Below are 20,605 nucleotides of genomic sequence, written 5' to 3' on the forward strand. Positions count from 1 at the left end.
CCGTTCGGCCCGATTCCGCAGACCTGCAAGGATCCATCGATTCATGAGTTACGCCACCCAGCAACGCGACCCGCGCCGGCACCTGATCGGCATCGTGTTCGTGATCGTGCTGCACGTCATCGTTGTGTACGCACTGATCAACGGTCTTGGGCGCGAGGTGGTCGAGGTCTTCAAGGCGCCGCTGGACGTGCGCCTGATCGAAGAGCTCAAGCCGCCCCCGCTGCCGCCACCTCCCCCGCCATCCGAGATCAGGAAGATCGTCGCCCGCCCGCGCCCCGCTCCGCCGCCCCCGGCCTACGTCCCGCCGCCCGAGGTGGTGGTGGAAACCCCGGCCGAGCCTGCCCCGACGATCATCGTGACCCAAGCCGAACCGCCGCCCCCGGCGCCCCCCGCGCCGCCCGCCCCCGCCCAGCCGGTGGCCGCGGCCATCGGCGTGGCCTGCCCCAACCACCTCGCCATCCGCAGCAGCGTGCCCTACCCGCGCCAGGCCCTGCGCCGCAACCTCGCCGGCGACGTGCGGGTGGAGTTCGTCGTCGATACCAGCGGCGCCATCGGCAACGTGCGCATCCTCGAATCCAGCAACCCGGTGTTCGACGACGCCGTGCTCGGCGCCGTGCGCCGGCTCAAGTGCGTCGGCCAGGGCCAGCCGGTGCGCGTCAGCGTGCCGTTCCGCTTCGCCCTGGACGGCTGACGGACCCCGACCATTTTCAGACCCCAGCAAGATGGAGAACCCCATGACCCGCCCATCCAACGCGCGCCTGCTGCGCGCCTATCTCACCGCATCGCTCCTCGCGCTGTCCGTGGCAGGCACCCCGGCAGCGTGGGCGCAAGACACGTCCGCGCCCGAGGCTGCCCCGGCCAGCACCGCCCCGGACCCGGCTCCGCCCAGCCCGCAGCCCCCTGCAGCGGAAAAGGTCCTCAACCCCTACGGCCTGGAAGCGCTGTGGGCGCAGGGCGACGCGGTCGCCAAGGGCACCCTGCTGATCCTGGTATTGATGTCGGCGGCCACCTGGTACGTGATCGTCACCAAGCTGTACGAGCAGCACAAGCTGCGCCGCCACGCGCGCGAGGCCAGGGAGAAGTTCTGGACCGCCGGCGGCGTGCAGCAGGCCACCGAGGCGCTCAACCCGCACGGCGCCTTCCGCTTCATCGCCCAGTCCGGCCTGGAAGCCAAGGAACACCACACCGGGCTGCTGGAGCACATCGACCTGAACACCTGGGTGGGCCAGTCCATCCAGCGCGCCATCGAGAACGTGCAAAGCCGCCTGCAGGATGGCCTGGCGCTGCTCGCCACGGTGGGCTCCACTGCCCCCTTCATCGGCCTCTTCGGTACCGTGTGGGGCATCTACCACGCGCTCACGGCCATCGGCATCGCCGGCCAGGCCAGCATCGACAAGGTGGCCGGCCCGGTGGGCGAGGCGCTGATCATGACCGCCATCGGCCTGGCCGTGGCCGTGCCCGCGGTGCTCGGCTACAACTGGCTGGTACGGCGCAACAAGGCTTCGCTCGACGAGGTGCGTGCCTTCGGCGTGGATCTGCACGCGGTGCTGCTGGGCGGGGGCAACGCGCGCACCGCGGCGGCGGCCGCGCAGGAGGCGCACTGATGGGCATGCAGGTGGGGGCTGCACAGGAAGAAGACGAAGCCATCTCGGCAATCAACACCACGCCGCTGGTGGATGTGATGCTGGTGCTGCTGATCATCTTCCTGATCACCATCCCGGTGGCCATCCATACGGTGCCGGTGGAGTTGCCGCGGGAGAGCAACCAGCCGCGCGAAACCAAACCGGAAAACATCAATCTCTCGGTCACCCGCGAGGGCACGGTGTTCTGGAACCAGGAGGCGATCGCAGGCGAGGCGCTGGTCGAGCGCCTGAAGACGGTGGCCGTGCTGCAGCCCCAGCCCGAGGTGCAGATCCGCGGCGACGGCGCCGCGCCCTACGAGCACGTGGGGCGGGTGGTGCTGGCCTGCCAGCGCGCGGGGATCCTCAAGATCGGCTTCATCACCGAACCGCCGCCGCGCGGCTGACGAGGGCACCCATGGGAATGAACCTGCAAGGCCCTTCGCCGGCCGGCGAGCCGGAGGTGATGATGGACATCAACACCACGCCGCTGATCGACGTGATGCTGGTGCTGCTGATCATGCTGATCGTCACCATCCCGATCCAGCTGCATTCGGTGGCGCTGAACCTGCCGCAGGGCAACCCGCCGCCGGTGGTGGAGCCGGAGGTGGTGCGCCTGCACATCGAGGGCGACGGTACCATCCTGTGGAACGGTGAGACGCTGGCCGGCCTGCCCGGGCTCGAAGCCCGCCTGGCCGCCGCCGCGGCCCAGGCCATCCAGCCCGAACTGCACATCCGCCCCGATGCCGCCGTCGCCTACCAGGTGGTCGTCTCGGTCATGGCCGCCGTCCAGCGCAACCGCCTCAACAGAATCGGACTCCTCGGCAACGAGCAGTTCCTGTGAGGCCTGTGCCGATGGCCCTATAACACCGCTTCGAACAGCTCCAGGCTGGGCGGCCCCAGGTAGATCTCGCGCGGGCTCTTGCCCGCGTTGGCGTGCGCCAGGCGGAAGGCCTCGGAGCGCGTCCAGGCCTCGAAGGCCTCGGTGGATGTCCACTCCGTATGCGAGGCGAACAAGGTGTATTCCTCGGTCTGCGGGCCTTGCAGCAGATGGAAGCGCACGAAGCCCGGCACCTGGTCGAGGTAGCTTTCGCGCTGGCGCCAGTGTTCGATGAAGGTCTGCTCGTGGCCGCGCAGGATTTTGAAGCGGTTCATGGCCAGAAACATGGTGGCTTCTCCACAACGATACGGGGTGCCTGCCATGGTACGCCGCCCGCGCCGTGCGTGGCGGGTGGAGCAGTCTCAGTCCAGTGCCGGACGCAGGCGGCGCAGCCATAATGCGGTGAGCAGGGCCAGCACGGTGCAGCCCGTCAGCATCGCCACCAGGCCCGCCCAGCCACCCGCGCTCCACGCCAGCCCGCCCAGCGCGCCCAGCACGCTGCTGCCGAAATAGTAGCTGCACAGGTACAGCGCCGAGCCCAGTGCCCGGCGCTCCTGTGCGCGCCGGCCGACCCAGCCGCTGGCGGCGGTGTGTACGGCGAAGTAGGCGAAGGTGAAGATGCCCACCCCGATGATGACCACCGGCAGCGCTTCGAACAGGGTCAGCAGCAGCCCCGCGGCCATCAGCGGCATCAGGCTCCACAGCACGTTGCGCCGGCCGATGCGGTCGGCCAGGCGGCCGGCCCAGGTGGACGCCAGCGTGCCCAGCAGATAGAGCAGGAACACCGCGCCCACCGCGCTCTGGCTGAGCAGGTAGGGCGCCTCCTGCAGGCGGAAGCCGAGGTAGTTGTACAGGCCGACGAAGGCGCCCATGATCAGGAAGGCCACGGTGAACAGCCAGGGCAGGCCGGGGTCGCGGTAGATGCTCAGCACGTCGGCGAACACCCGGCGCGGCGTGGCCGGGCGGGCGCGGAAGTTGCGCGAGGCCGGCAGCCAGCGCCAGAACGCCAGCGCGGCGACGGCGCCCAGCACGCCCAGCAGACCCAGTGCGATGCGCCAGGAAAAGAAGTCGGTGAGCAGCGCGGCGATGAAGCGCCCGCTCATGCCGCCCAGTGCATTGCCGGCGATGTACAGGCCCATCGCGCGGCCCTGCGCGGACGGGGAGATTTCCTCGCCCAGCCAGGCCATCGCGGCGGCCGGCAGCCCGGCCAGCGCCAGGCCGAGCAATGCGCGGAGCACCAGCAACTGGTCGAAGCCGACGACGAAAGCCGAGGCCAGCGCGCACAGCGCGGCCAGCGCCAGCGCGGTGTTCATGACGCGGGCGCGGCCATAGCGGTCGGACAGGATGCTGGCCGGGATCAGCGCGGCGGCCAGCGCGCCGGTGCCCAGCGACACGGTCAGGCTGGCGCGTGCCGGGCCGACGCCGAATTCGCTGGACAGCAGCGGCAGGATCGGCTGCGTGCCGTAGAGCATCGCGAAGGTGGCGAAGCCGCCGATGAACAGCGCCACGTTGGCGCGCTGGTAGGCGGGGGTGCCGGCTTCGAGCGGGGCCGGTTCGGCGCTTGGGGCGGGGGGGACGGGGGACATGGCGCGATGCTATTTGCCGCCGATGCGTCAGTCCAATATATTCGAATCGATCCATTGATACGTTGAATATATGGAATTGCGCCACCTGCGTTACTTCGTCGCCGTCGCCGAAACGCTCAGCTTCACGCGCGCGGCGGAACGCCTGCACATCGCCCAGCCGCCGCTGTCCATGCAGATCCGTGATCTGGAGGAGGAACTGGGCGCGCGCCTGTTCGAGCGCGGACGGCGCAAGGTGGCGCTGACCGAGGCCGGTGCGCGTTTTCTGGAGCATGCGCGGGCCATCCTGGCGCGCGCCGCGCATGCTGCCGACGAGGCGCGCCGCGCGGCGGCGGGGGAGTTGGGCGAACTGCGCATCGGCATCACCTCCTCGCTGCCGTATACCGAGATGCTGCCGGACCTGCTGGCGAGCTTCCGCCGGCGTTATCCGCAGGTGCGTCTGCAACTGCGCGAGTTGTTCACCACCGCGCAATTCCAGGCGCTGGCGGCCGGCGAGCTGGATATTGGTCTGGTGCGCGTGGAAGCCGGCGCGGCGCCGTCCGGCATCGAATTGCGCGAGATCGGCCGCGATCCGCTCAATCTGGTCGTGCCGGCCACCCATCGGCTGGCGCGCCGCGCGGCGGTGGGCTTCGCCGAACTGACGGAAGAGGAATTCGTCACCTTCCCGCCGGGCACCGGTACCGGCCTGCCGGACAAGCTGCGCCAACTCGCGCTGGCGGCCGGTTTCGAGCCGCGCATCGTGCAGACCGCGCGCGAGGCCACCACGCAGATCGGCCTGGTGGCCGCCGGCCTGGGGCTGGCGATGCTGCCCGCGCCGCTGGCCTGCGTACGCGTGCCGCGCGTGCGCTATCTGCCGTTGAGCGATGCGGGGGCGGATTTCCCGCTCGCGCTGGCCTGGCGCGCGCCGGCACCGGAGCCGGTGGGCGTGCGCTTTCTGGAGGTGGTGGAGGCGGTGCGCGCGGCGCGCAATGCGGTTCAGGGATAGCGCCGGTACGGTGCGCTGCTTTCCAGCCAGGCCGCTTCATCGGCGGCGGCCAGCGCATCCAGGTCGCCGGGTTCGGCAGCCGGATCGTCCACCCATTCGCGCAGCAACGGCGAGCCGTTGATCAGGTCGATGGCCAGGCGGTCGAATTCGTATTCGTAGGGGAAGTCGCGCCACAGCGGATAGTCCGGGCGCAGGCGGCGCAGGGCCTTGAAGGCCAGCGCCTGCAGGCGCCAGGGGCGGAAGGCGTGGTGGGCGTAGGCGCCGTCTTCCACGTGGAACTGCAGGCCGCTGCACAACTGGCCGGCGTGTTTGTGGAAGGTGGGTTCGAACCAGCATTCGCGCGGTCGGCAGCCGGCCAGCCAGGCGGGGGCGAGCGCCTGCATTTCGGCGAGCAGCGCGCGTGCATCCAGGTCGGGGGCGCCGAACAGTTCCAGCGGGCGGGTGGTGCCGCGCCCTTCGGAGAGCGTGGTGCCTTCCAGCATCACCGTGCCGGCGTAGCAGCGCGCCATGGAGAGGTTCGGGGCGTTGGGGCTGGGGTTGATCCAGGCGCGCTCATTCAGCGGCCAGCCATGGCCGGGCGCGGCGTCCGGCTGCCAGCCGAGCATGTCGATGACCTGCAGGTCCACGTCCAGTTGCAGCGTGCCGACGAACCAGTGCGCCAGTTCGCCCATGGTCAGGCCGTGGCGCATGGGCAGCGGCCCGGCGCCGACGAAGCTTTCCCAGCCGGGGCGCAGCAGGGTGCCTTCCACCGGCCGCCCGGCGGGGTTGGGGCGGTCCAGTACCCACACGCTCTGGCCGCGCGCGGCGGCGGCTTCGAGCACGTAGCGCAGCGTGGTGATGAAGGTGTAGATGCGGCAGCCGAGGTCCTGCAGGTCCACCAGTAGCACGTCGAAGGTATCGAGCATGGCCGCCGTGGGGCGGCGCACCTCGCCGTACAGGCTGAATACCGGAATGCCGTGCACCGGGTCGCGGTAGTCGGGCGATTCCATCATGTTGTCCTGCTTGTCGCCGCGCAGGCCGTGCTGCGGGCCGAAGGCGGCGGTGAGCCGCAGGTCGGGCAGTGCGGCCAGGGCGTCGAGGGCGTGCTGCAGCGTGGCGGTGACCGAGGCCGGATGGGCGAGCAGGGCGACGCGGCGGCCGGCCAGCGGGCGGCGCAGGGCGGGCTCGGCGAGCAGGCGGTCGAGGCCGAACAGGGTAGGGGTCATGGGTGCTCGGGGCGTGGAAAGTGGGGCGAGAGCGCCAGCGCGAAACCGCGCCGGTCGTGGAAGTCGGCCTGCACGGCGGGGTGGCGCAGCGCCCAGTAATGCAGGCCGCCGCCATCCTCGGTCACCGCGCTGAGGCCGAGCATCCACTGGCGTCCGGGCGGGGCGGCGGGCAGCAGGGCCGCGGGCACTTGAATGGCGAGTTCCAGGCGTTGTGGCATGGCGGTGACCAGAATCTGCGGGGCCGTGCCGGCGGGCGGAGCAGCATCGCTGCGCGCGCGGTAGCGGGCGAAGTCGTACACCGCCCATTGGCCGGAGGGGGAGAAGTTGAACTCGCGGTAGGCGGTCTCTCCGGCGACGGTGATGAAGGCTTCGCAGCAGGTGTGCCGCCAGAGTTCGTCGGCAGGGCCGGAGGGCTGGATGGCCGGGATCCGCAGGCCGCCGTCGTGCTCGACGGCGTAGCGCAGCAGCAGGCCGCCACGGGGGTGCAGGTCGATGTCCGTTTCGACGCGGGTGGCCGCGCCCGCTCCGGTGGCCGGATGGGGTTGCAGCTTGAGGCGAACGGGCAGGCGGACGGACATGGCGTCGGGCCGGGAAGCGGGACGCCAATGGTAGCGCCTGGGTGGGCGCGAGGCGAGGTATGGCGTGGGGGCGCGGCGGCCGGAGCCGCCGCGCCCTGCCGCGGGTCAGTGGTTGAGGATCTGCCCGAGGAAGGTCTTGGTGCGCTCGTTCTGCGGGTTGGAGAAGAAGGCCTCCGGCGGGGCCTGCTCGATGATCTCGCCCTTGTCCATGAAGATCACCCGGTCCGCCACGGTGCGCGCGAAGCCCATTTCGTGGGTCACGCACAGCATGGTCATGCCGCTTTCGGCCAGCTGGATCATGGTGTCGAGCACTTCCTTGACCATTTCCGGGTCGAGCGCCGAGGTCGGTTCGTCGAACAGCATGATCTTGGGCTTCATGCACAGCGCGCGGGCGATGGCCACGCGCTGCTGCTGGCCGCCGGAGAGCTGGCCGGGGTACTTGTTGGCCTGCTCCGGGATGCGCACGCGGTTGAGGTAGTGCATGGCGACCTCGTCCGCTTCCTTCTTCGGCATGTTGCGCACCCACATCGGCGCCAGCGTGCAGTTCTGCAGCACGGTGAGGTGAGGGAACAGGTTGAAGTGCTGGAACACCATGCCCACTTCGCGGCGGATCGCCTCGATGTGCTTGAGGTCGGAGGTCAGTTCCACGCCGTCCACGACGATCCTGCCCTGCTGGTGTTCTTCCAGGCGGTTGATGCAGCGGATGGTGGTGGACTTGCCCGAGCCGGAGGGGCCGCACAGCACGATGCGTTCGCCCTGGCGGACCGACAGGTTGATGTCCTTCAGTACGTGGAATTCCCCGTACCACTTGTTGACCCCGGAGAGCTCGATCATCATCTTGTCGCCCAGGGTGTGCTTGAGTGCGTTTTCAGTCATTTTCGACGCTCGTTCCTAACGTTTGTGCCCGGTGTGCAGGCGGCGTTCCAGCCGCATCGAATAGCGCGACATGCCGAAGCAGAAGATCCAGTAGACCAGCGCGGCGAACACATAGCCTTCAATGGCGAAGCCCAGCCAGGCGGGGTCCACGGTGGCCTGGTGGATGCTGTTGAACAGGTCGAACAGGCCGATGATGATCACTAGGCTGGTGTCCTTGAACAGCGCGATGAAGGTATTCACGATGCCGGGGATGACCAGTTTGAGCGCCTGCGGCAGGATCACCAGGCCCATCATCCGCCAGTAGCCCAGGCCCAGCGCGCCGGCGGCCTCGTACTGGCCCTTGGGGATGGCCTGCAGGCCGCCGCGCACCACTTCGGCGATGTAGGCGGCCTCGAACAGGATCACCGCGATCAGCGCGCGCAGCAGCTTGTCGATGGTGATCTGCTCGGGCAGGAACAGCGGCAGCATCACCGAGGACATGAACAGCACGGTGATCAGCGGCACGCCGCGCCAGAACTCGATGAAGGTCACGCAGATGACGCGGATCGCCGGCATGTCGGAGCGCCGCCCGAGGGCCAGCAGCACGCCCAGCGGCATGGCGCCGGCGATGCCCACCACGGCGATCACCAGGGTCAGCATCAGGCCACCCCACTGGCTGGTCGGCACCACTTCCAGCCCCGGGCCGCCGTGCAGCAGCCAGAACGCCAGCCACGGGTAGACCAGCAGGTAGGCCAGGCCATACACCAGCTTGCGCGGCATGGCCTTGACGAACAGCGGCGCCGCGCCGGCCACCGCGAGGATCACGGTGAGGTCCACCCGCCAGCGCAGCCCCTGCGGGTAGAAGCCGTACATGAACTGCGCGAAGCGGTTCTGGATGAACACCCAGCAGGCCCCGCCCGGCGCGCAGTCGCTGCGTGTGCTGCCGCTCCAGGTGGCGTCGAGGAAGGCCCACTGGATCAGCGGCGGCACCGTGACCCAGATCAGGTACAGGGCCAGCGCGGTGAGCAGGGTGTTGAACCAGTTGGAGAACAGGTTGGCGCGCAGCCAGCCCACGACGCCCACCGACAGGGTCGGCGGCGGAAGATCGGGTTTGAAGACGTGCGTGCTCATGGCCTCAACGCTCCACCAGCGCGATGCGCTTGTTGTACCAGTTCATCAGCAGCGAAATGCTGAGGCTGATCGCCAGGTACACCGACATGGTGATGGCGATGGTCTCGATGGCCTGACCGGTCTGGTTCAGCACCGTGCCGGCGAACACCGACACCAGGTCGGGGTAGCCGATCGCTGCGGCCAGCGAGGAGTTCTTCACCAGGTTCAGGTACTGGCTGGTCAGCGGCGGAATGATCACCCGCAGGGCCTGCGGGATGATCACCAGGCGCAGGATGTGGCCCGGGCGCAGGCCCAGCGAGCGCGCCGCTTCGGTCTGCCCGTGGCTCACCGCCTGGATGCCGGCGCGCACGATCTCGGCGATGAACGCCGCGGTGTAGATCGACAGCGCCAGGGTGATCGCCACCAGTTCGGGAATCACCACCCAGCCGCCGCGGAAGTTGAAGCCGGTAAGTTCCGGCACGCTCCAGTGGAACGGGCTGCCGGCCACCAGCGCGAACAGCGCCGGCACGACCACGAGGATGCCCAGGCTGGCCCACAGCACCGGGAAATAGCGGCCGGTGTTTTCGTGGCGGACCCGCGCCCAGCGTGCCAGCGCGACGCAGCCGGCGATGGCGATGACCAGCGCGACGATGAACGCCCAGAACCCCTCGGCCGGCGTCGGCGAGGGCAGATACAGGCCGCGGATGTTGAGGAAGACGGTTTCGCCCAGCGCATGGCTGTCGCGCGGCGGCGGCATGGCGCGCAGCACCGCGAAGTACCAGAAGAAGATCTGCAGCAGCGGGGGGATGTTGCGGAAAATCTCGATGTACAGCGCGGCCAGCCGGCTGATCAGCCAATTGGGCGACAGGCGCGCGACGCCGACGACGAAGCCGACGATGGTGGCGATGAAGATGCCCAGCACGGAGACCAGCAGCGTGTTGAGCAGGCCCACGACGAACACCCGCCCGTAGGTATCGCCCTCGGTGTAGTCGATCAGCGACTGCAGGATGCCGAAGCCGGCGGGATTGTTGAGGAAGGCGAAGCCGGAGGTGATGCCGCGCTGCGCCAGGTTGGCTTGCGTGTTGTGGAACAGATACCAGCCGATCCCCAGGACGGCGCCGATGGCAAGGATCTGGAAGACCCAGGCGCGCACCTTGGGGTCGGTCATCATCGAGCCGCGCCTGGACGGCTCGCTTGCCGGATTCTGCATGGCAGACCCTGTCAGGAAATGGAGAAAAGGGAGAAGCCCTGAAACGGGCGCCACCGCCCGGAGGCGGTGGCGTGTGCCGCGAATGCGGGCTTAGCGGACCGGCGGCGCGTACTGCAGGCCGCCCTTGTTCCACAGTGCGTTCAGGCCGCGCTCGATCTTCAGTTCGCTACCCTGGCCGACGTTGCGCTCGAACATCTCGCCGTAGTTGCCCACTTGCTTGACGATCTTGACGGCCCAGTCCTTCGGCAGGCGCAGGTCCTTGCCGTACTCGCCCTCGGCGCCCAGCAGGCGGCGCACGTCGGGGTTGGTGGAGCTCTTCGCCAGTTGTTCGACGTTGGCGGAGGTCACGCCCAGTTCCTCGGCGTTGATCTGGGCGAACAGCGCCCAGCGCACGATGGCGAACCACTCGTCGTCGCCGCGGCGCACGACCGGGCCGAGCGGCTCCTTGGAAATCACTTCGGGCAGCACGATGTAGCCATCCGGGTTGGCCAGCTTGATGCGCTGGGCGTACAGCTGCGACTGGTCGGAGGTCAGCACGTCGCAGCGGCCGGCTTCCAGCGCCTTCACGGTTTCGTCGGAGCGGTCGTAGGTGATCGGGGTGTATTTCAGGTTGTTGGAGCGGAAGTAGTCGGACAGGTTGAGTTCGGTGGTGGTACCGGCCTGGATGCACACTGCGGCGCCGTCGAGTTCCTTGGCGCTCTTCACGCCCAGCTTCGTGCTCACCAGGAAGCCCTGGCCGTCGTAATAGGTCACGCCGGTGAAGCTCAGGCCCAGGCCCGCGTCACGAGTGCTGGTCCAGGTGGTGTTGCGCGACAGGATGTCCACTTCGCCGGACTGCAGTGCGGTGAAGCGCTCCTTGGCGGTCAGCGGGGTGAAACGCACCTTGGCGGCGTCGCCGAACACGGCGGCGGCCACGGCGCGGCACACGTCCACGTCGATGCCCAGGAAGGTGCCCTTTTGATCGGTGTAGGAAAAGCCCGGCAGGCCGTCGCTGACGCCGCATTGCACGTAGCCCTTCTTGACCACCGCATCCAGGGTGGTGCCGGCGCTGGCCGGAACGGACAGGCCGAGGGCGGCGAGCGCGGCGACAGAAGCCAGCGTGGTCTTTACAGTTTTCATCGAATACCTCCAAGGGGTGTTGGACAGCAATGGAACAGTTACGGGCAATGACGAACGGGATAACCGTCCGCCGCCGATGACCAATGGCCGAACATGTCGCCATACTGGCGGGAACCGAGTATTCGCCCGAAAAACCCCGCGCGCAATGGCTTTAGGGAAAGCCCTAACATGTCCGATATTTTTCCGGAGTGAGCCGGAATGCGTTGATCTAGCAGGAGGCGTGCCAGCATGTTGCATCGCACGACGAATGGGGAAACGCGGGGCTATCGGCGACTTTCGCCGTACGCGGGCACCTGGATGGTGCCTGGGGTGTGCGCAACGCACCGCCACGGTTCGTTTTTCGCGAATCGGGTATTCCGCGGCCGCGCCGAGGCGAAGGACGCCGGAGAGGCGTCGGCGCCGCGTTGAGGGGGCCGGGTTGTGCCGTGCATCATCAGCCGGCCGGAAAAACCGGGACTGCGGCTTTCACCGAGCGCGCCTCCGGTGTGGATGGGGTACAGTGCGCCCCTTGTTCGTCGCACTGAGTTCCGGGTCGATGGAAGAACATCGCCAACACCCCCGCTATCACCTGCGCTGGGATGTCGCCCTGGCCTTCGAGAATGGAGGCCGCACCCAAACGGCGGTCGGGCGCACCCACGACATCTCGCTCGGCGGCCTGTCCGCCCTGGTGCCCTGTGATGTGCGCAGCACGGGCCTGGTCACCGTGCGCCTGGCGCCCGCGCCGCTGCATGCCGGCCATGAATCGCCGATGATCGACGCGCAGGCCCGTCTGGTCTATTCCATCCTGTCGCCGCGCGACGGCTGCTTTCGCGTCGGCCTGGCGTTCGAGCGCTTCACCGGGGACGGCCGGGCGCAACTGCGCCGGCGTCTCGACCAGCACCTGCCCGGCTTCGGCCTGCCCGGGGGCTGAAGAGGGCACCAAAAGAAAACGGGCCGTGCCGGGGAAACCCGGCACGGCCCGCGTGGGCAGCGTCGCGCGCTGGCTTGCTTACTTCATGTCGGCGATGGCCTCGTAGGTGCCGTTGGCCACCTTGAAGAGGGCGTAGGTGCCCGGCACGTCGCCGGCCTGGTCGAACTCGTGGTCGCCGCCGGCGCCCTTGTAGTCGATGTCCTTGCCCTCGGCGATCAGCTTCTTGGCCTTGGCCCACTCGCCCGGCAGGATCGGCTCGCCCGGGCCGCTGGCCACGGCGCGCAGCGCTTCCGACAGCTTGGCCTTGTCGCCGCCGGCCTTCTCGATGGCCAGTGCGACCAGGAAGGCCGCGTCGTACGCCGAAGTGGCGAACACGGCGTTGGGGTCGTGGCCGGCGGCGGCGAAGGCCTTGTTGAACAGTTCCAGCGCCTGGGTGGCTTCGCCCACCGGCGCGGAGGTGAAGAAGTTCGCCAGGTTCTTCTCGCCCAGGGAGCGGATGATGCTGTCGATCTTCATGCCGTCGGCGCCCACGTACTGCTTGAAGAAGCCGTTTTCCAACGCCTGGCGCAGGATGGTCAGGCCGGTGCCGTCGCCGTAGTCGAAGATCACCAGGGTGTCGGCGCCGCCACGGGCCAGTTGGGCCAGGTCGGAGCGGTAGGAGGCCTTGCCGCCTTCATGCCCGGAGTAGCCGGCCAGCTTGCCGCCCTTGGCTTCGAACTCGGCCTTGAAGGATTCGGCCAGGCCCTTGCCGTAGTCGTTGTTCAGATAGGCCACCGCCACCGTCTTGGTGCCGCGCTCCAGCAGGGAGCGCGCCAGCGCGCGGCCCTGGTAATCGTCGGACGGCAGGGTGCGGAACACCAGATCCTTGTCGTTGAGCTTGGTGATTTCCGGGGAGGTGCCGGACGGGGTCACCATCAGCACGCCGGCCGGGATGGTGACCGAGTTGGCCGCCGCCAGCACGGCGCCGGAGCAGCTCGGGCCGACGATGGCGACCACGCGGTCGATGTTCACCGCCTTGGTGGCCGCGTCGGTGGCGTTCTGCGGGTTGCAGGCGCTGTCGCCGATGGTGAATTCCAGCTTGCCGTTGTTGAGGATGCCGCCTTGCTCATTGACCTGGGCGATGGCCAGGCGCGAGGCGTCCAGCATGCCCGGGGCCATGGCCGCGATGGGGCCGGAGATGCCGGCGAGCAGGCCGATCTTGACGTTCTGCGCGTGCGCCGGGGCGGCCAGGACGGCCGCGCCCAGCAGGGAGCCGACGAGGGTTGCGATGGTCTTCTTGTTCACAGGGTCACCTCCTGAGAATGCCGTGTGGCATGTGATCGATGGAATGTTGTGGTTGTTTGTCCGCGATTTTCGCGCTCAGGCCCGGGGCGGCGCGGTGCCGCCGCCGTGCTGGCGCTCGGGCAGTATACCCTCGGGGCGGAAGCGCAGGACCAGTTGCAGCGTCAGGCCGATGATGAACACGCGGACGTATTTGGCCTGGATGGCGATTTCGGTGGGCAGGCGGTCGGTGAGCAGTTCGGAGACCGACCAGATGACCCAGATCACCGCCGCGCCGAGGATGGCGCCCCGGTTGTTGCCCGAGCCGCCGAGGATCAGCATGATCCAGATCAGGAAGGTGGCGATCATCGGATCGATGGCTTCCGGCGTGACCGAACGGTTGAAATGCACGAACAGCGCGCCGGCCAGGCCCATCAGCGCGGAGCCGAACACGAAGGCCTGCAGGCGCCGGTCGGCCACCCGCTTGCCCATCGCCGCGGCGGCGTTCTCGTTGTCGCGGATGGCGCGCATCATGCGGCCCCAGGGGGCCTTCAACTGGCGCTCGACGAGCAGATAGGCGGCCAGCAGCAGCACCGCGACGATGGCCAGATAGGCCATTTGCGACTCCATGTAGGGCAGGTCGCCGAAGGGCCGGGGAATGCCGGTGATGCCGCGCACGCCGCCGGTCAGCCAGTCCTCGGTGCGCACCACCAGGCGGATGATTTCCGCCACGCCGATGGTGGCGATGGCCAGGTAGTCGGAGCGGAAGCGCAGGCAGATCTTGCCGATCGGCCAGGCGATCAGCGCGGCGACCGCCATCGCGGCCAGCAGGCCGAGCACCATCGGCAGTTCGAAGCCGCCCACACGGCCGCTGGCCGGCAGGCTGGTGAGGATGGCCGAGGTATAGGCGCCGATGGCGAAGAAGCCGGCGATGCCCGCGTTGAACAGTCCGCTGAAACCCCACTGGATGTTCAGGCCGAGGGCGAGCAGGGCATAGATGCCCACCAGGATGGCCATGAAGACCGCGTAGTTGGCGAGGCCGACGATATCCATGAGCGTCCTCAGAGAACTTTGCCGTTGAGCAGGCCGCGCGGGCGGACCAGCAGGATGATCAGCAGCAGCGCGAAGGCTGTGGCCGCCTTGTACTGCGCCGGCACGACGAACACCGAGAGTTCCTCGGTGATGCCGACGATCAGGCCGCCCAGCACGGCGCCCTGCACGCGGCCGACGCCGCCCAGGATGGCGGCGGCGAACATCGGCAGCAGCAGCTGCCAGCCCATCATCGAATGCAGTTCGGTGTTGATGCCGAGCATGAAGCCGGAGGCCGTACACAGTGCGCCGACGATGGCCCAGGTGAGCATGGTGACCTTGCGGTTGTCCACGCCGGACAGGCGGGCCAGATCCGGGTTGTCCGACATCGCGCGCATGGCCTTGCCCCACTTGGACTTGCGCAGGAAGAGTTCCAGGCCGACGACGATCAGCACCACGGTAAGCAGGGTGTTCAGCTCGCGCGGGCGCAGCAGGATGCCGAAATACTCCTCCGGGCGCACGATGCCGGTGACGTAGGTGGTGGGGTCCACGCCCCATACCACCTGCACCACCGCGCGCAGCATCAGCGCCACGCCCAGCGAGGCCATCACGGTGAGGATCTTCGGACGGCGCGAGAGGTAGTCGTAGAAGCTGCGGTCCACGCCGATGGCGATCACCGCGGTGATCGCCATCGCCAGCGGCAGCGCGACCCACGGGTCCATGCCGCTGGCGGCCAGCGCCAGGGCGATGAAGGCGCCCAGCGTGGCCATGTCGCCGTGGGCGAAGTGGGCGAAGCGCAGGATGCCGAACACCAGCGTGATGCCGATGGCGCCCACCGCGTAGATGGCGCCGAGCACGATGCCCGGCACCAGGTAGAAGTTGAGGAAATCGAGCAGGGTCATGGATGGGATCTCTCAGCCGCCGAGGAACATCTCGGCCACTTCCCGGTCGGCGAGCAGCGCCTGGCCGGTGCCTTCGTGGCGGTTGGCGCCGGTGGCCAGCACGTAGCCGCGGTCGCAGAAGGCCAGCGCCTGCTTGGCGTGCTGTTCCACCAGCAGGATGGACACGCCGGCATCGCGCACGTCGCGGGTGATCTGGAAGATCTGCTCCATGTATTTGGGCGACAGGCCAGCGGTGGGCTCGTCGAGCAGCAGCAGCTTGGGGTCGAGCATCAGCGCGCGGCCCATGGCGACCATCTGGCGCTGGCCGCCGGAGAGGTCGCCGGCGAGGTTCCTGCGCTTGGCCTTGAGGTCGGGGAACAGCTGGTACACCCGGTCGTAGGCGGCGGACAGGTCGCCGCTGCGCAGGAAGCCGCCCATTTCGAAGTTCTCGTGCACCGTCATCTCGCGGAACACGTTGTCCACCTGCGGCACGTAGCACACGCCGCGCTGCACGATGCGGTTGGGCGCCCAGCCGGTGATCTCCTCGCCGTCGAAGACGATCTGCCCGCCGCGCACGTTGAGCAGGCCGAACACGGCCTTCATTGCGGTGGATTTGCCAGCGCCGTTGGGGCCGACGATGACCACGATTTCCTTCTCGGCGACGGTGATCGAGACGCCCTGCAGGATGTCCGCGTCACCGTAGCCGCCGCGCACGTCGCGCATGTCGAGCAGTGGCATCACAGGTCCTCCCGCGGCAGTTCTTGTTCTCGCATGTCTTCCACCCTGGGGTCGTGTTCCGCCTCGTTGCGCTCGATGGCCGACGCGGTCTCGCCGAGGTAGGCCTCCAGCACGCGCGTGTCCGAGCGCACGGTGTGGAAGTCGCCCTGGATCAGCACCTTGCCCTCGGCCATGCACACCACCGGGTCGCACAGCTTCTCGATCATCTCCATGTCGTGCTCGATGAGGATGAAGGTGTAGCCGCGTTCGCGGTTGAGGATCAGGATCTTCTCTTCGAGCTTGCGCAGCAGGGTGCGGTTGACGCCGGCGGCCGGCTCGTCGAGCAGCACCAGTTGGGCGTCGGTCATCATCGTGCGGCCCAGTTCGAGCAGCTTCTTCTGGCCGCCAGAGAGGTTGCCGGCGCGCTCGTGGGCGACGTGGCCGAGTTCCAGGAAGGCCAGCGTGTCCTCGGCCTTGCGGTGCACCTCCTCTTCGGCGCGGCGCACCTTGCCCCAGGCCAGCCAGTTGGCGAACAGGCTTTCGCCCGGCTGGCGCGGCGGCACCATCATCAGGTTCTCCAGCGCGGTCAGGCGGTGGAACTCGTGGGGAATCTGGAAGGTGCGCACCAGGCCCTTGTGGAACAGCGCGTCGGTGGGCAGGTGGGTGACGTCCTCGCCAAGGAAGCGGATGGTGCCCGAGGTCGGTTGCAGGGCGCCGGCGATGAGATTGAAGAGCGTCGTCTTGCCCGCGCCGTTCGGGCCGATCAGGCCGAGAATCTCGCCCTTGTTCACGCGCAGCGAACAGCCATCGACCGCGTGAAAGCCCCCGAACGCTTTGACCAGGCCGTCCAGTTCTAGCATGTTGTTGTCCAGTGGGCGCCGCCCCGCCGTGGGCGCGGCGCGGACCCCCGCCGGCCGCGCGGGCCGCCGGGGGTCGGTTATGTTTCGGTTATGGGGCGGGGAGATTACCGTATTGGGTGGCGTGCGGGAAGTTCGGGAGAACCAGCAGTCCCCGGCGCCCCCGGTTGGGCCGTTGCCTGGGGTGCGGCGGAAAGACTGGATGCGGCCGCCTCGGTGACCGCGTCGAGAAAGTCCTGCCCCCAGCGGTGGATGTCGTTGTGGCGGACCACGCCGAACAGTTCGCGCAGGCGCGCCTCGGCCTCGGCGCGGTTCATCGCGATGCCCAGATAGAGCTTTTCGCGCAGGTCGACGGGGTCGTGCGGGTTGGTCAGCAGCGCGCCGTGCAGTTCGGCGGCGGCGCCGGCGAATTCGGACAGCACCAGCACTCCGCGCCCTTCGGTGAGGCCCTGCACGGCCACGTATTCCTTGGCCACCAGATTCAGCCCGTCGCGCAGCGGGGTGATCCACATCACGTCGGCCATGGCGTACCAGGCCACCACCTCCTCGAACGGCAGCGCGCGGAAGAAGAACTGCACCGGCGTCCAGCCCACGCTGGAAAAGCGCCCGTTGATGCGCCCCACGGCCTGCTCGATCTGGTGCTGCAGGGTGTCGTAGATGGTCATCTCGCGCGCCGCCGGCACGCACACGGCGAGCAGCGAGACCTTGCCGCGCAGTTCCGGGTGGGTGTCGAGCAGTGCCTCGAAGGCGCCCAGCTTCTCCAGCGTGCCTTTGGTGTAATCCAGCCGTTCCACCGACAGGATCACGCGCTGCCCGGCCAGTTCGCGGCGCAGCGCGGCCATGCGTTCGGCGTTGCGCGGGTCGTCGAGCACCGCGCGCACGCGGCCCACGTCCAGCCCCACCGGGTGCGCGCCCAGGCCGATGCGCCGGCCATGCACCTCGATGGCCGTGGTGACTTCCTCCAGGCCCACCGCGCAGCCGTAGCTGAGAAAGCGCGGCGCGCAGCTTTTCGTCTCGAGCACCTTGACCGGCGCCACGCCGCGCGCCACGTCGACGAAGTTCTCCGCCTGGCGCGGAATGTGGAAGCCCACGTAGTCGCACTGCAGCAGGCTGCCGACGATCTCGCGCCGCCACGGCAGCACGTTGAACACGTCGGCCGAGGGGAAATAGGTGTGGTGGAAGAAGGCGATCTTCAGGTCCGGGCGCAGTTCGCGCAGGAAGGCCGGCACCATCCACAGGTTGTAGTCGTGAAGCCACACCACCGCACCCTCGGCGGCTTCCGCCGCGGTGCGTTCGGCGAACAGGCGGTTGACCTTGAGGAACACCACCCAGTCTTCGTCGCGGAACACCGCGCGTTCCCAGAAAGTGTGCAGCGTGGGCCAGAAGGCTTCCTTGGAGAAGCGCTTGTAGAACACGTCCACGTCTTCCTTGGAGAGCGCCACGCGGGCGGCCACCAGGTTGGGATAGCGGGCGCGATCCACGTCGGTGTGCGTCTCGAAGGGGATGGCGCGCTTGGGGTCGTGGATGGACCAGGCTACCCAGGCACCGCGCCGGCCGTCGCCGAAGAAGCCCAGCAGCGTCGGAATGATGCCGTTGGGCGAGGTCGGCCGGCGGCGCACGATGCGGCCCTCCTCGAAGCCCTCCTCGTAGGGCAGGCGGTGGTACACCATCACCAGGTCGGAACGCCCGCGCGCCTCCATGGCGCGCAGTTCGGCCTCCACGCCCTGCGGGCCGAGGAAGCCGAAATGGCCGATGGCCTCCAGGATGCCGCCGCAGCCGGTATGCGCGGAATGCAGCACGCGCGCGCGGTCGCGGGTGGCTTCGAGCAGTGCGGGTTCGGATTCGCCCACGCACACGCCCTTGAAGCCGGCCTCGAACATCGACAGATCGTTGAGCGTGTCGCCGGCCACCAGCACCTCGTCGGGGTGGATGGCCAGGTGGGCGACCAGCGCGCGCAGCGTGCTGCCCTTGTTCACCCCGCGCGGCAGGATGTCCAGATACATGTCGGCCGAATACAGCACGTCGCAGCCCAGCGCCTCGGCGGTGGCGCGCACCTCGTCATCGACCGCGCCGGCCGCGCAGAAGTACGAGCAGCGCCGCTGCTGCGGCACCTCCTGGCGTTCCAGCGCGGGAAAGCGTGCCATCGCGTCGGCCACCGCGCGCTCGCCCGGCCAGCGCTGTTCCACCTCGGTCTGCAGGGGCAGCACGGCCTGCCGGCTGTGGCCGTCGACCACGGTGGCGCCGACGTCGCAGACGATGTAGTCGGGCACCGGAATGGTGGGATCGGCGAGCAGCGGCAGCACCACCTCCAGGCCGCGCCCGGTGACGAACACCAGGCGGATTTCGGGGTGCGCGCTGATCAGTTGGTAGAGGCGCTGGCGATTGTCCGGATCGCCGGCGAGAAAGGTGCCGTCCAGGTCGGTGGCAAGCAGCATGTGCGTTTCTCCTGGGAAGGGTGAGCGCCGACATGGGATGCCGACAACGTGGGTGCGTGGTTCAGTCGGCGTGTGTGGCCGCCGGGGCTTCCGGCGGCGCGGCCTCGGGCGGGTTCATCATCTCCAGCACGGTGGGTGAGGTGCGCAGCATCGGCATGAACTGCGCGGGGTCATCGACGATCTCATCCGCGCCGCGGCGTGCCTGCAGCAGCGCGAAGGCGGCCGCCGGGGCGAACATCGCGGCGAAATACAGCGGCAGCGCGGCCGGGCCGATCCAGTCCATCAGCACGCCGGCCAGCGCCGGGCCGACGGCCGCCGCCGCGCCATGCACCAGCAGCAGGCCGGCGTTGCCGGAGAGGATCTCGTCGTGGTGCAGGTGGTCGATGAGGTGGGCGACCACCACCGGATACACCGCGAAGGCGGCCGCGCCGAAAATTGCGCAGCCCACCAGCACGGCCAGGCCGAAGTTGCCCAGGATGGCCATCATCACCCCCCCGGCGGCAGCCACCGCGGCCACCAGCGCCAGTGCGTAGCGGCGGTCCATGCTGTCCGACAGCCGGCCGATGGGCCACTGCAGCAGGGCGCCGGCCAGGATCGTCAGGCTGATGAACGTCGCCACGCCGTCCGCCGGCAGGCCGATGCGGCCGGCGTATACCGCGCCCAGCCCCCAGAACGCGCCCATCGCCAGCCCGGAGGCCAGCGCGCCGCCGATCGCCACCGGGGCTGCCTCCCACAGGCGGCGGATGGGCAGGCGCGGGGTATCGGTGAGCGGCGGCGGCGGCAGGCGGGTGGCCATCACCGGCATCAGCGCCAGCATCACGCTGATTGCCGCCACCGCGAACAGGGTGAACGCCGCCGGCGCGGCGAGATGGAGAAACTGCTGCGCGCCGGCCAGCGCGAACAGGTTCACCGCCATGTAGATGGCGAAGATCTGTCCGCGCCGCTCGCCCGGCGCCTGGCTGTTCAGCCAGCTCTCGATCACCGTGTAGAAACCCACCAGGGCGATGCCGGTGATCACCCGCAGCAGCATCCAGAACCACGCCTCGGCGAGCAGCGCGTGCGCCAGCACGCAGGCCGCCGTGGCCGCGCCGAAAAAGGCGAAGGCGCGCACATGGCCCATGCGGCGGATCAACGGCGGGGCCACGAAGGTGCCGGCGAAGAAACCGACGAAGTAGGCAGAGCCGATCAGCCCCAGGGTCTGGTCGCTGAACCCCTCCACGCTGCCGCGCAGGGCCAGCAGCGTGTTGAGCAGCCCGGTGCCGGTGAGCATCAGGGCGATTCCGGCGAGCAGTGCGCCGATGGGTAGCAGCAGGGGCAGCATGCGGTCGTGTTCTTCCGTTTCCGCTGCCGCGCGAGGGGGGCGGGCGGCGGG

21 protein-coding genes are annotated in these 20,605 nt (G+C 68.8%); 6 read left to right on the top strand and 15 right to left on the bottom strand.

What is annotated here, in order from left to right; genetic code table 11:
- Positions 1-43 precede the first annotated feature (43 nt).
- From E6C76_RS16100 to E6C76_RS16115, 4 genes are read left to right on the top strand one after another with little or no spacing between them, the layout of a single operon-like run.
- Positions 44-691 carry an energy transducer TonB gene (locus E6C76_RS16100; protein WP_136349275.1) on the top strand — a complete coding sequence of 216 codons (648 nt, stop codon included), beginning with the start codon at positions 44-46 and terminating at the stop codon, positions 689-691.
- A gap of 43 nt (positions 692-734) precedes the next feature.
- Entirely contained in the window at positions 735-1,604 is an 870-nt protein-coding gene (locus E6C76_RS16105) for a MotA/TolQ/ExbB proton channel family protein (protein WP_136349276.1), read from the top strand.
- Positions 1,604-2,026, top strand: coding sequence for an ExbD/TolR family protein (locus E6C76_RS16110; protein WP_136349277.1), 423 nt, complete (start codon positions 1,604-1,606; stop codon positions 2,024-2,026). Before E6C76_RS16105 ends, E6C76_RS16110 begins: the two co-directional genes overlap by 1 nt.
- Before the next feature lie 11 nt (positions 2,027-2,037).
- Complete coding sequence (locus tag E6C76_RS16115) at positions 2,038-2,463, top strand: ExbD/TolR family protein (protein WP_136349278.1); 426 nt, start codon at positions 2,038-2,040, stop codon at positions 2,461-2,463.
- A gap of 17 nt (positions 2,464-2,480) precedes the next feature.
- Here the strand turns inward: E6C76_RS16115 and E6C76_RS16120 are convergent, their stop codons facing one another.
- Positions 2,481-2,774 carry an antibiotic biosynthesis monooxygenase family protein gene (locus E6C76_RS16120; RefSeq protein ID WP_230976295.1) on the bottom strand — a complete coding sequence of 98 codons (294 nt, stop codon included), beginning with the start codon at positions 2,772-2,774 and terminating at the stop codon, positions 2,481-2,483.
- An 87-nt stretch (positions 2,775-2,861) separates the two neighbouring features.
- Positions 2,862-4,085 (bottom strand): MFS transporter, encoded by a 1,224-nt coding sequence (locus E6C76_RS16125; RefSeq protein WP_136349280.1) that lies wholly within the window; start codon positions 4,083-4,085, stop codon positions 2,862-2,864.
- 70 nt (positions 4,086-4,155) lie between these two features.
- Here E6C76_RS16125 and E6C76_RS16130 point away from each other — a divergent pair, with 70 nt between their 5' ends.
- The gene (locus E6C76_RS16130) at positions 4,156-5,067 is read left to right on the top strand and encodes a LysR family transcriptional regulator (protein ID WP_136349281.1); all 912 of its coding nucleotides are present in this window, start codon (positions 4,156-4,158) and stop codon (positions 5,065-5,067) included.
- On the opposite strand, the gene E6C76_RS16135 is transcribed toward E6C76_RS16130, so the two are convergent.
- The 6 genes from E6C76_RS16135 to E6C76_RS16160 all read right to left on the bottom strand — a co-directional run bounded on the left by E6C76_RS16135 (position 5,058) and on the right by E6C76_RS16160 (position 11,144).
- The gene (locus E6C76_RS16135) at positions 5,058-6,272 is read right to left on the bottom strand and encodes an exo-beta-N-acetylmuramidase NamZ family protein (RefSeq protein WP_136349282.1); all 1,215 of its coding nucleotides are present in this window, start codon (positions 6,270-6,272) and stop codon (positions 5,058-5,060) included. The two genes, E6C76_RS16130 and E6C76_RS16135, sit on opposite strands and share 10 nt — an antisense overlap.
- On the bottom strand, positions 6,269-6,850 hold the full coding sequence (locus E6C76_RS16140; RefSeq protein WP_136349283.1) for a DOMON-like domain-containing protein: 582 nt from the start codon (positions 6,848-6,850) through the stop codon (positions 6,269-6,271). Before E6C76_RS16140 ends, E6C76_RS16135 begins: the two co-directional genes overlap by 4 nt.
- Before the next feature lie 105 nt (positions 6,851-6,955).
- Positions 6,956-7,684 (bottom strand): amino acid ABC transporter ATP-binding protein, encoded by a 729-nt coding sequence (locus tag E6C76_RS16145; protein WP_211090275.1) that lies wholly within the window; start codon positions 7,682-7,684, stop codon positions 6,956-6,958.
- 57 nt (positions 7,685-7,741) lie between these two features.
- Positions 7,742-8,836, bottom strand: coding sequence for an amino acid ABC transporter permease (locus tag E6C76_RS16150; RefSeq protein ID WP_136349285.1), 1,095 nt, complete (start codon positions 8,834-8,836; stop codon positions 7,742-7,744).
- A 4-nt stretch (positions 8,837-8,840) separates the two neighbouring features.
- Positions 8,841-10,025, bottom strand: coding sequence for an amino acid ABC transporter permease (locus tag E6C76_RS16155; protein WP_230976296.1), 1,185 nt, complete (start codon positions 10,023-10,025; stop codon positions 8,841-8,843).
- A gap of 90 nt (positions 10,026-10,115) precedes the next feature.
- Positions 10,116-11,144, bottom strand: coding sequence for an amino acid ABC transporter substrate-binding protein (locus E6C76_RS16160; RefSeq protein ID WP_136349286.1), 1,029 nt, complete (start codon positions 11,142-11,144; stop codon positions 10,116-10,118).
- Between the two features lie 535 nt (positions 11,145-11,679).
- Between E6C76_RS16160 and E6C76_RS22095 the strand changes: the two genes are divergently transcribed.
- Positions 11,680-12,054, top strand: a complete 375-nt coding sequence (locus E6C76_RS22095) for a PilZ domain-containing protein (RefSeq protein ID WP_168734364.1) — start codon at positions 11,680-11,682, stop codon at positions 12,052-12,054.
- A gap of 78 nt (positions 12,055-12,132) precedes the next feature.
- Here E6C76_RS22095 and E6C76_RS16170 read toward each other — a convergent pair whose 3' ends face one another.
- From E6C76_RS16170 to E6C76_RS16200, 7 genes are all read right to left on the bottom strand, one after another.
- Complete coding sequence (locus E6C76_RS16170) at positions 12,133-13,338, bottom strand: ABC transporter substrate-binding protein (RefSeq protein WP_136349288.1); 1,206 nt, start codon at positions 13,336-13,338, stop codon at positions 12,133-12,135.
- 75 nt (positions 13,339-13,413) lie between these two features.
- Complete coding sequence (locus tag E6C76_RS16175) at positions 13,414-14,367, bottom strand: branched-chain amino acid ABC transporter permease (protein WP_136349289.1); 954 nt, start codon at positions 14,365-14,367, stop codon at positions 13,414-13,416.
- Positions 14,368-14,375: 8 nt separating this feature from the next.
- Positions 14,376-15,245, bottom strand: coding sequence for a branched-chain amino acid ABC transporter permease (locus E6C76_RS16180; RefSeq protein WP_136349290.1), 870 nt, complete (start codon positions 15,243-15,245; stop codon positions 14,376-14,378).
- Positions 15,246-15,257: 12 nt separating this feature from the next.
- Complete coding sequence (locus tag E6C76_RS16185; protein ID WP_136349291.1) at positions 15,258-15,962, bottom strand: ABC transporter ATP-binding protein; 705 nt, start codon at positions 15,960-15,962, stop codon at positions 15,258-15,260.
- The gene (locus E6C76_RS16190; protein ID WP_136349292.1) at positions 15,962-16,801 is read right to left on the bottom strand and encodes an ABC transporter ATP-binding protein; all 840 of its coding nucleotides are present in this window, start codon (positions 16,799-16,801) and stop codon (positions 15,962-15,964) included. Before E6C76_RS16190 ends, E6C76_RS16185 begins: the two co-directional genes overlap by 1 nt.
- 104 nt (positions 16,802-16,905) lie before the next feature.
- On the bottom strand, positions 16,906-19,233 hold the full coding sequence (gene ggpS, locus E6C76_RS16195) for a glucosylglycerol-phosphate synthase (RefSeq protein ID WP_136349293.1): 2,328 nt from the start codon (positions 19,231-19,233) through the stop codon (positions 16,906-16,908).
- A 61-nt stretch (positions 19,234-19,294) separates the two neighbouring features.
- A complete protein-coding gene (locus E6C76_RS16200; protein ID WP_136349294.1) occupies positions 19,295-20,554 on the bottom strand; it encodes an MFS transporter in 1,260 nt (419 codons plus the stop codon).
- Between the last annotated feature and the right edge of the window lie 51 nt (positions 20,555-20,605).

It is taken from the genome of Pseudothauera nasutitermitis (assembly GCF_004801295.1).
GTDB lineage: Bacteria > Pseudomonadota > Gammaproteobacteria > Burkholderiales > Rhodocyclaceae > Pseudothauera > Pseudothauera nasutitermitis.

What these genes read in the sequence shown, in the direction of transcription:
- E6C76_RS16105 (WP_136349276.1), top strand. Translation starts at nt 735, where the DNA reads ATGACCCGCCCATCCAACGCGCGCCTGCTGCGCGCCTATCTCACCGCA.
- E6C76_RS16180 (WP_136349290.1), bottom strand. Translation starts at nt 15,245, where the DNA reads ATGACCCTGCTCGATTTCCTCAACTTCTACCTGGTGCCGGGCATCGTG.
- E6C76_RS16185 (WP_136349291.1), bottom strand. Translation starts at nt 15,962, where the DNA reads ATGCCACTGCTCGACATGCGCGACGTGCGCGGCGGCTACGGTGACGCG.
- E6C76_RS16120 (WP_230976295.1), bottom strand. Translation starts at nt 2,774, where the DNA reads ATGAACCGCTTCAAAATCCTGCGCGGCCACGAGCAGACCTTCATCGAA.
- E6C76_RS16115 (WP_136349278.1), top strand. Translation starts at nt 2,038, where the DNA reads ATGGGAATGAACCTGCAAGGCCCTTCGCCGGCCGGCGAGCCGGAGGTG.
- E6C76_RS16200 (WP_136349294.1), bottom strand. Translation starts at nt 20,554, where the DNA reads ATGCTGCCCCTGCTGCTACCCATCGGCGCACTGCTCGCCGGAATCGCC.
- E6C76_RS16155 (WP_230976296.1), bottom strand. Translation starts at nt 10,025, where the DNA reads ATGCAGAATCCGGCAAGCGAGCCGTCCAGGCGCGGCTCGATGATGACC.
- E6C76_RS16130 (WP_136349281.1), top strand. Translation starts at nt 4,156, where the DNA reads ATGGAATTGCGCCACCTGCGTTACTTCGTCGCCGTCGCCGAAACGCTC.
- E6C76_RS16110 (WP_136349277.1), top strand. Translation starts at nt 1,604, where the DNA reads ATGGGCATGCAGGTGGGGGCTGCACAGGAAGAAGACGAAGCCATCTCG.
- E6C76_RS16100 (WP_136349275.1), top strand. Translation starts at nt 44, where the DNA reads ATGAGTTACGCCACCCAGCAACGCGACCCGCGCCGGCACCTGATCGGC.
- E6C76_RS16190 (WP_136349292.1), bottom strand. Translation starts at nt 16,801, where the DNA reads ATGCTAGAACTGGACGGCCTGGTCAAAGCGTTCGGGGGCTTTCACGCG.
- E6C76_RS16175 (WP_136349289.1), bottom strand. Translation starts at nt 14,367, where the DNA reads ATGGATATCGTCGGCCTCGCCAACTACGCGGTCTTCATGGCCATCCTG.
- E6C76_RS16150 (WP_136349285.1), bottom strand. Translation starts at nt 8,836, where the DNA reads ATGAGCACGCACGTCTTCAAACCCGATCTTCCGCCGCCGACCCTGTCG.
- ggpS (WP_136349293.1), bottom strand. Translation starts at nt 19,233, where the DNA reads ATGCTGCTTGCCACCGACCTGGACGGCACCTTTCTCGCCGGCGATCCG.
- E6C76_RS16145 (WP_211090275.1), bottom strand. Translation starts at nt 7,684, where the DNA reads ATGATCGAGCTCTCCGGGGTCAACAAGTGGTACGGGGAATTCCACGTA.
- E6C76_RS16135 (WP_136349282.1), bottom strand. Translation starts at nt 6,272, where the DNA reads ATGACCCCTACCCTGTTCGGCCTCGACCGCCTGCTCGCCGAGCCCGCC.
- E6C76_RS16140 (WP_136349283.1), bottom strand. Translation starts at nt 6,850, where the DNA reads ATGTCCGTCCGCCTGCCCGTTCGCCTCAAGCTGCAACCCCATCCGGCC.
- E6C76_RS16125 (WP_136349280.1), bottom strand. Translation starts at nt 4,085, where the DNA reads ATGTCCCCCGTCCCCCCCGCCCCAAGCGCCGAACCGGCCCCGCTCGAA.
- E6C76_RS16160 (WP_136349286.1), bottom strand. Translation starts at nt 11,144, where the DNA reads ATGAAAACTGTAAAGACCACGCTGGCTTCTGTCGCCGCGCTCGCCGCC.
- E6C76_RS22095 (WP_168734364.1), top strand. Translation starts at nt 11,680, where the DNA reads ATGGAAGAACATCGCCAACACCCCCGCTATCACCTGCGCTGGGATGTC.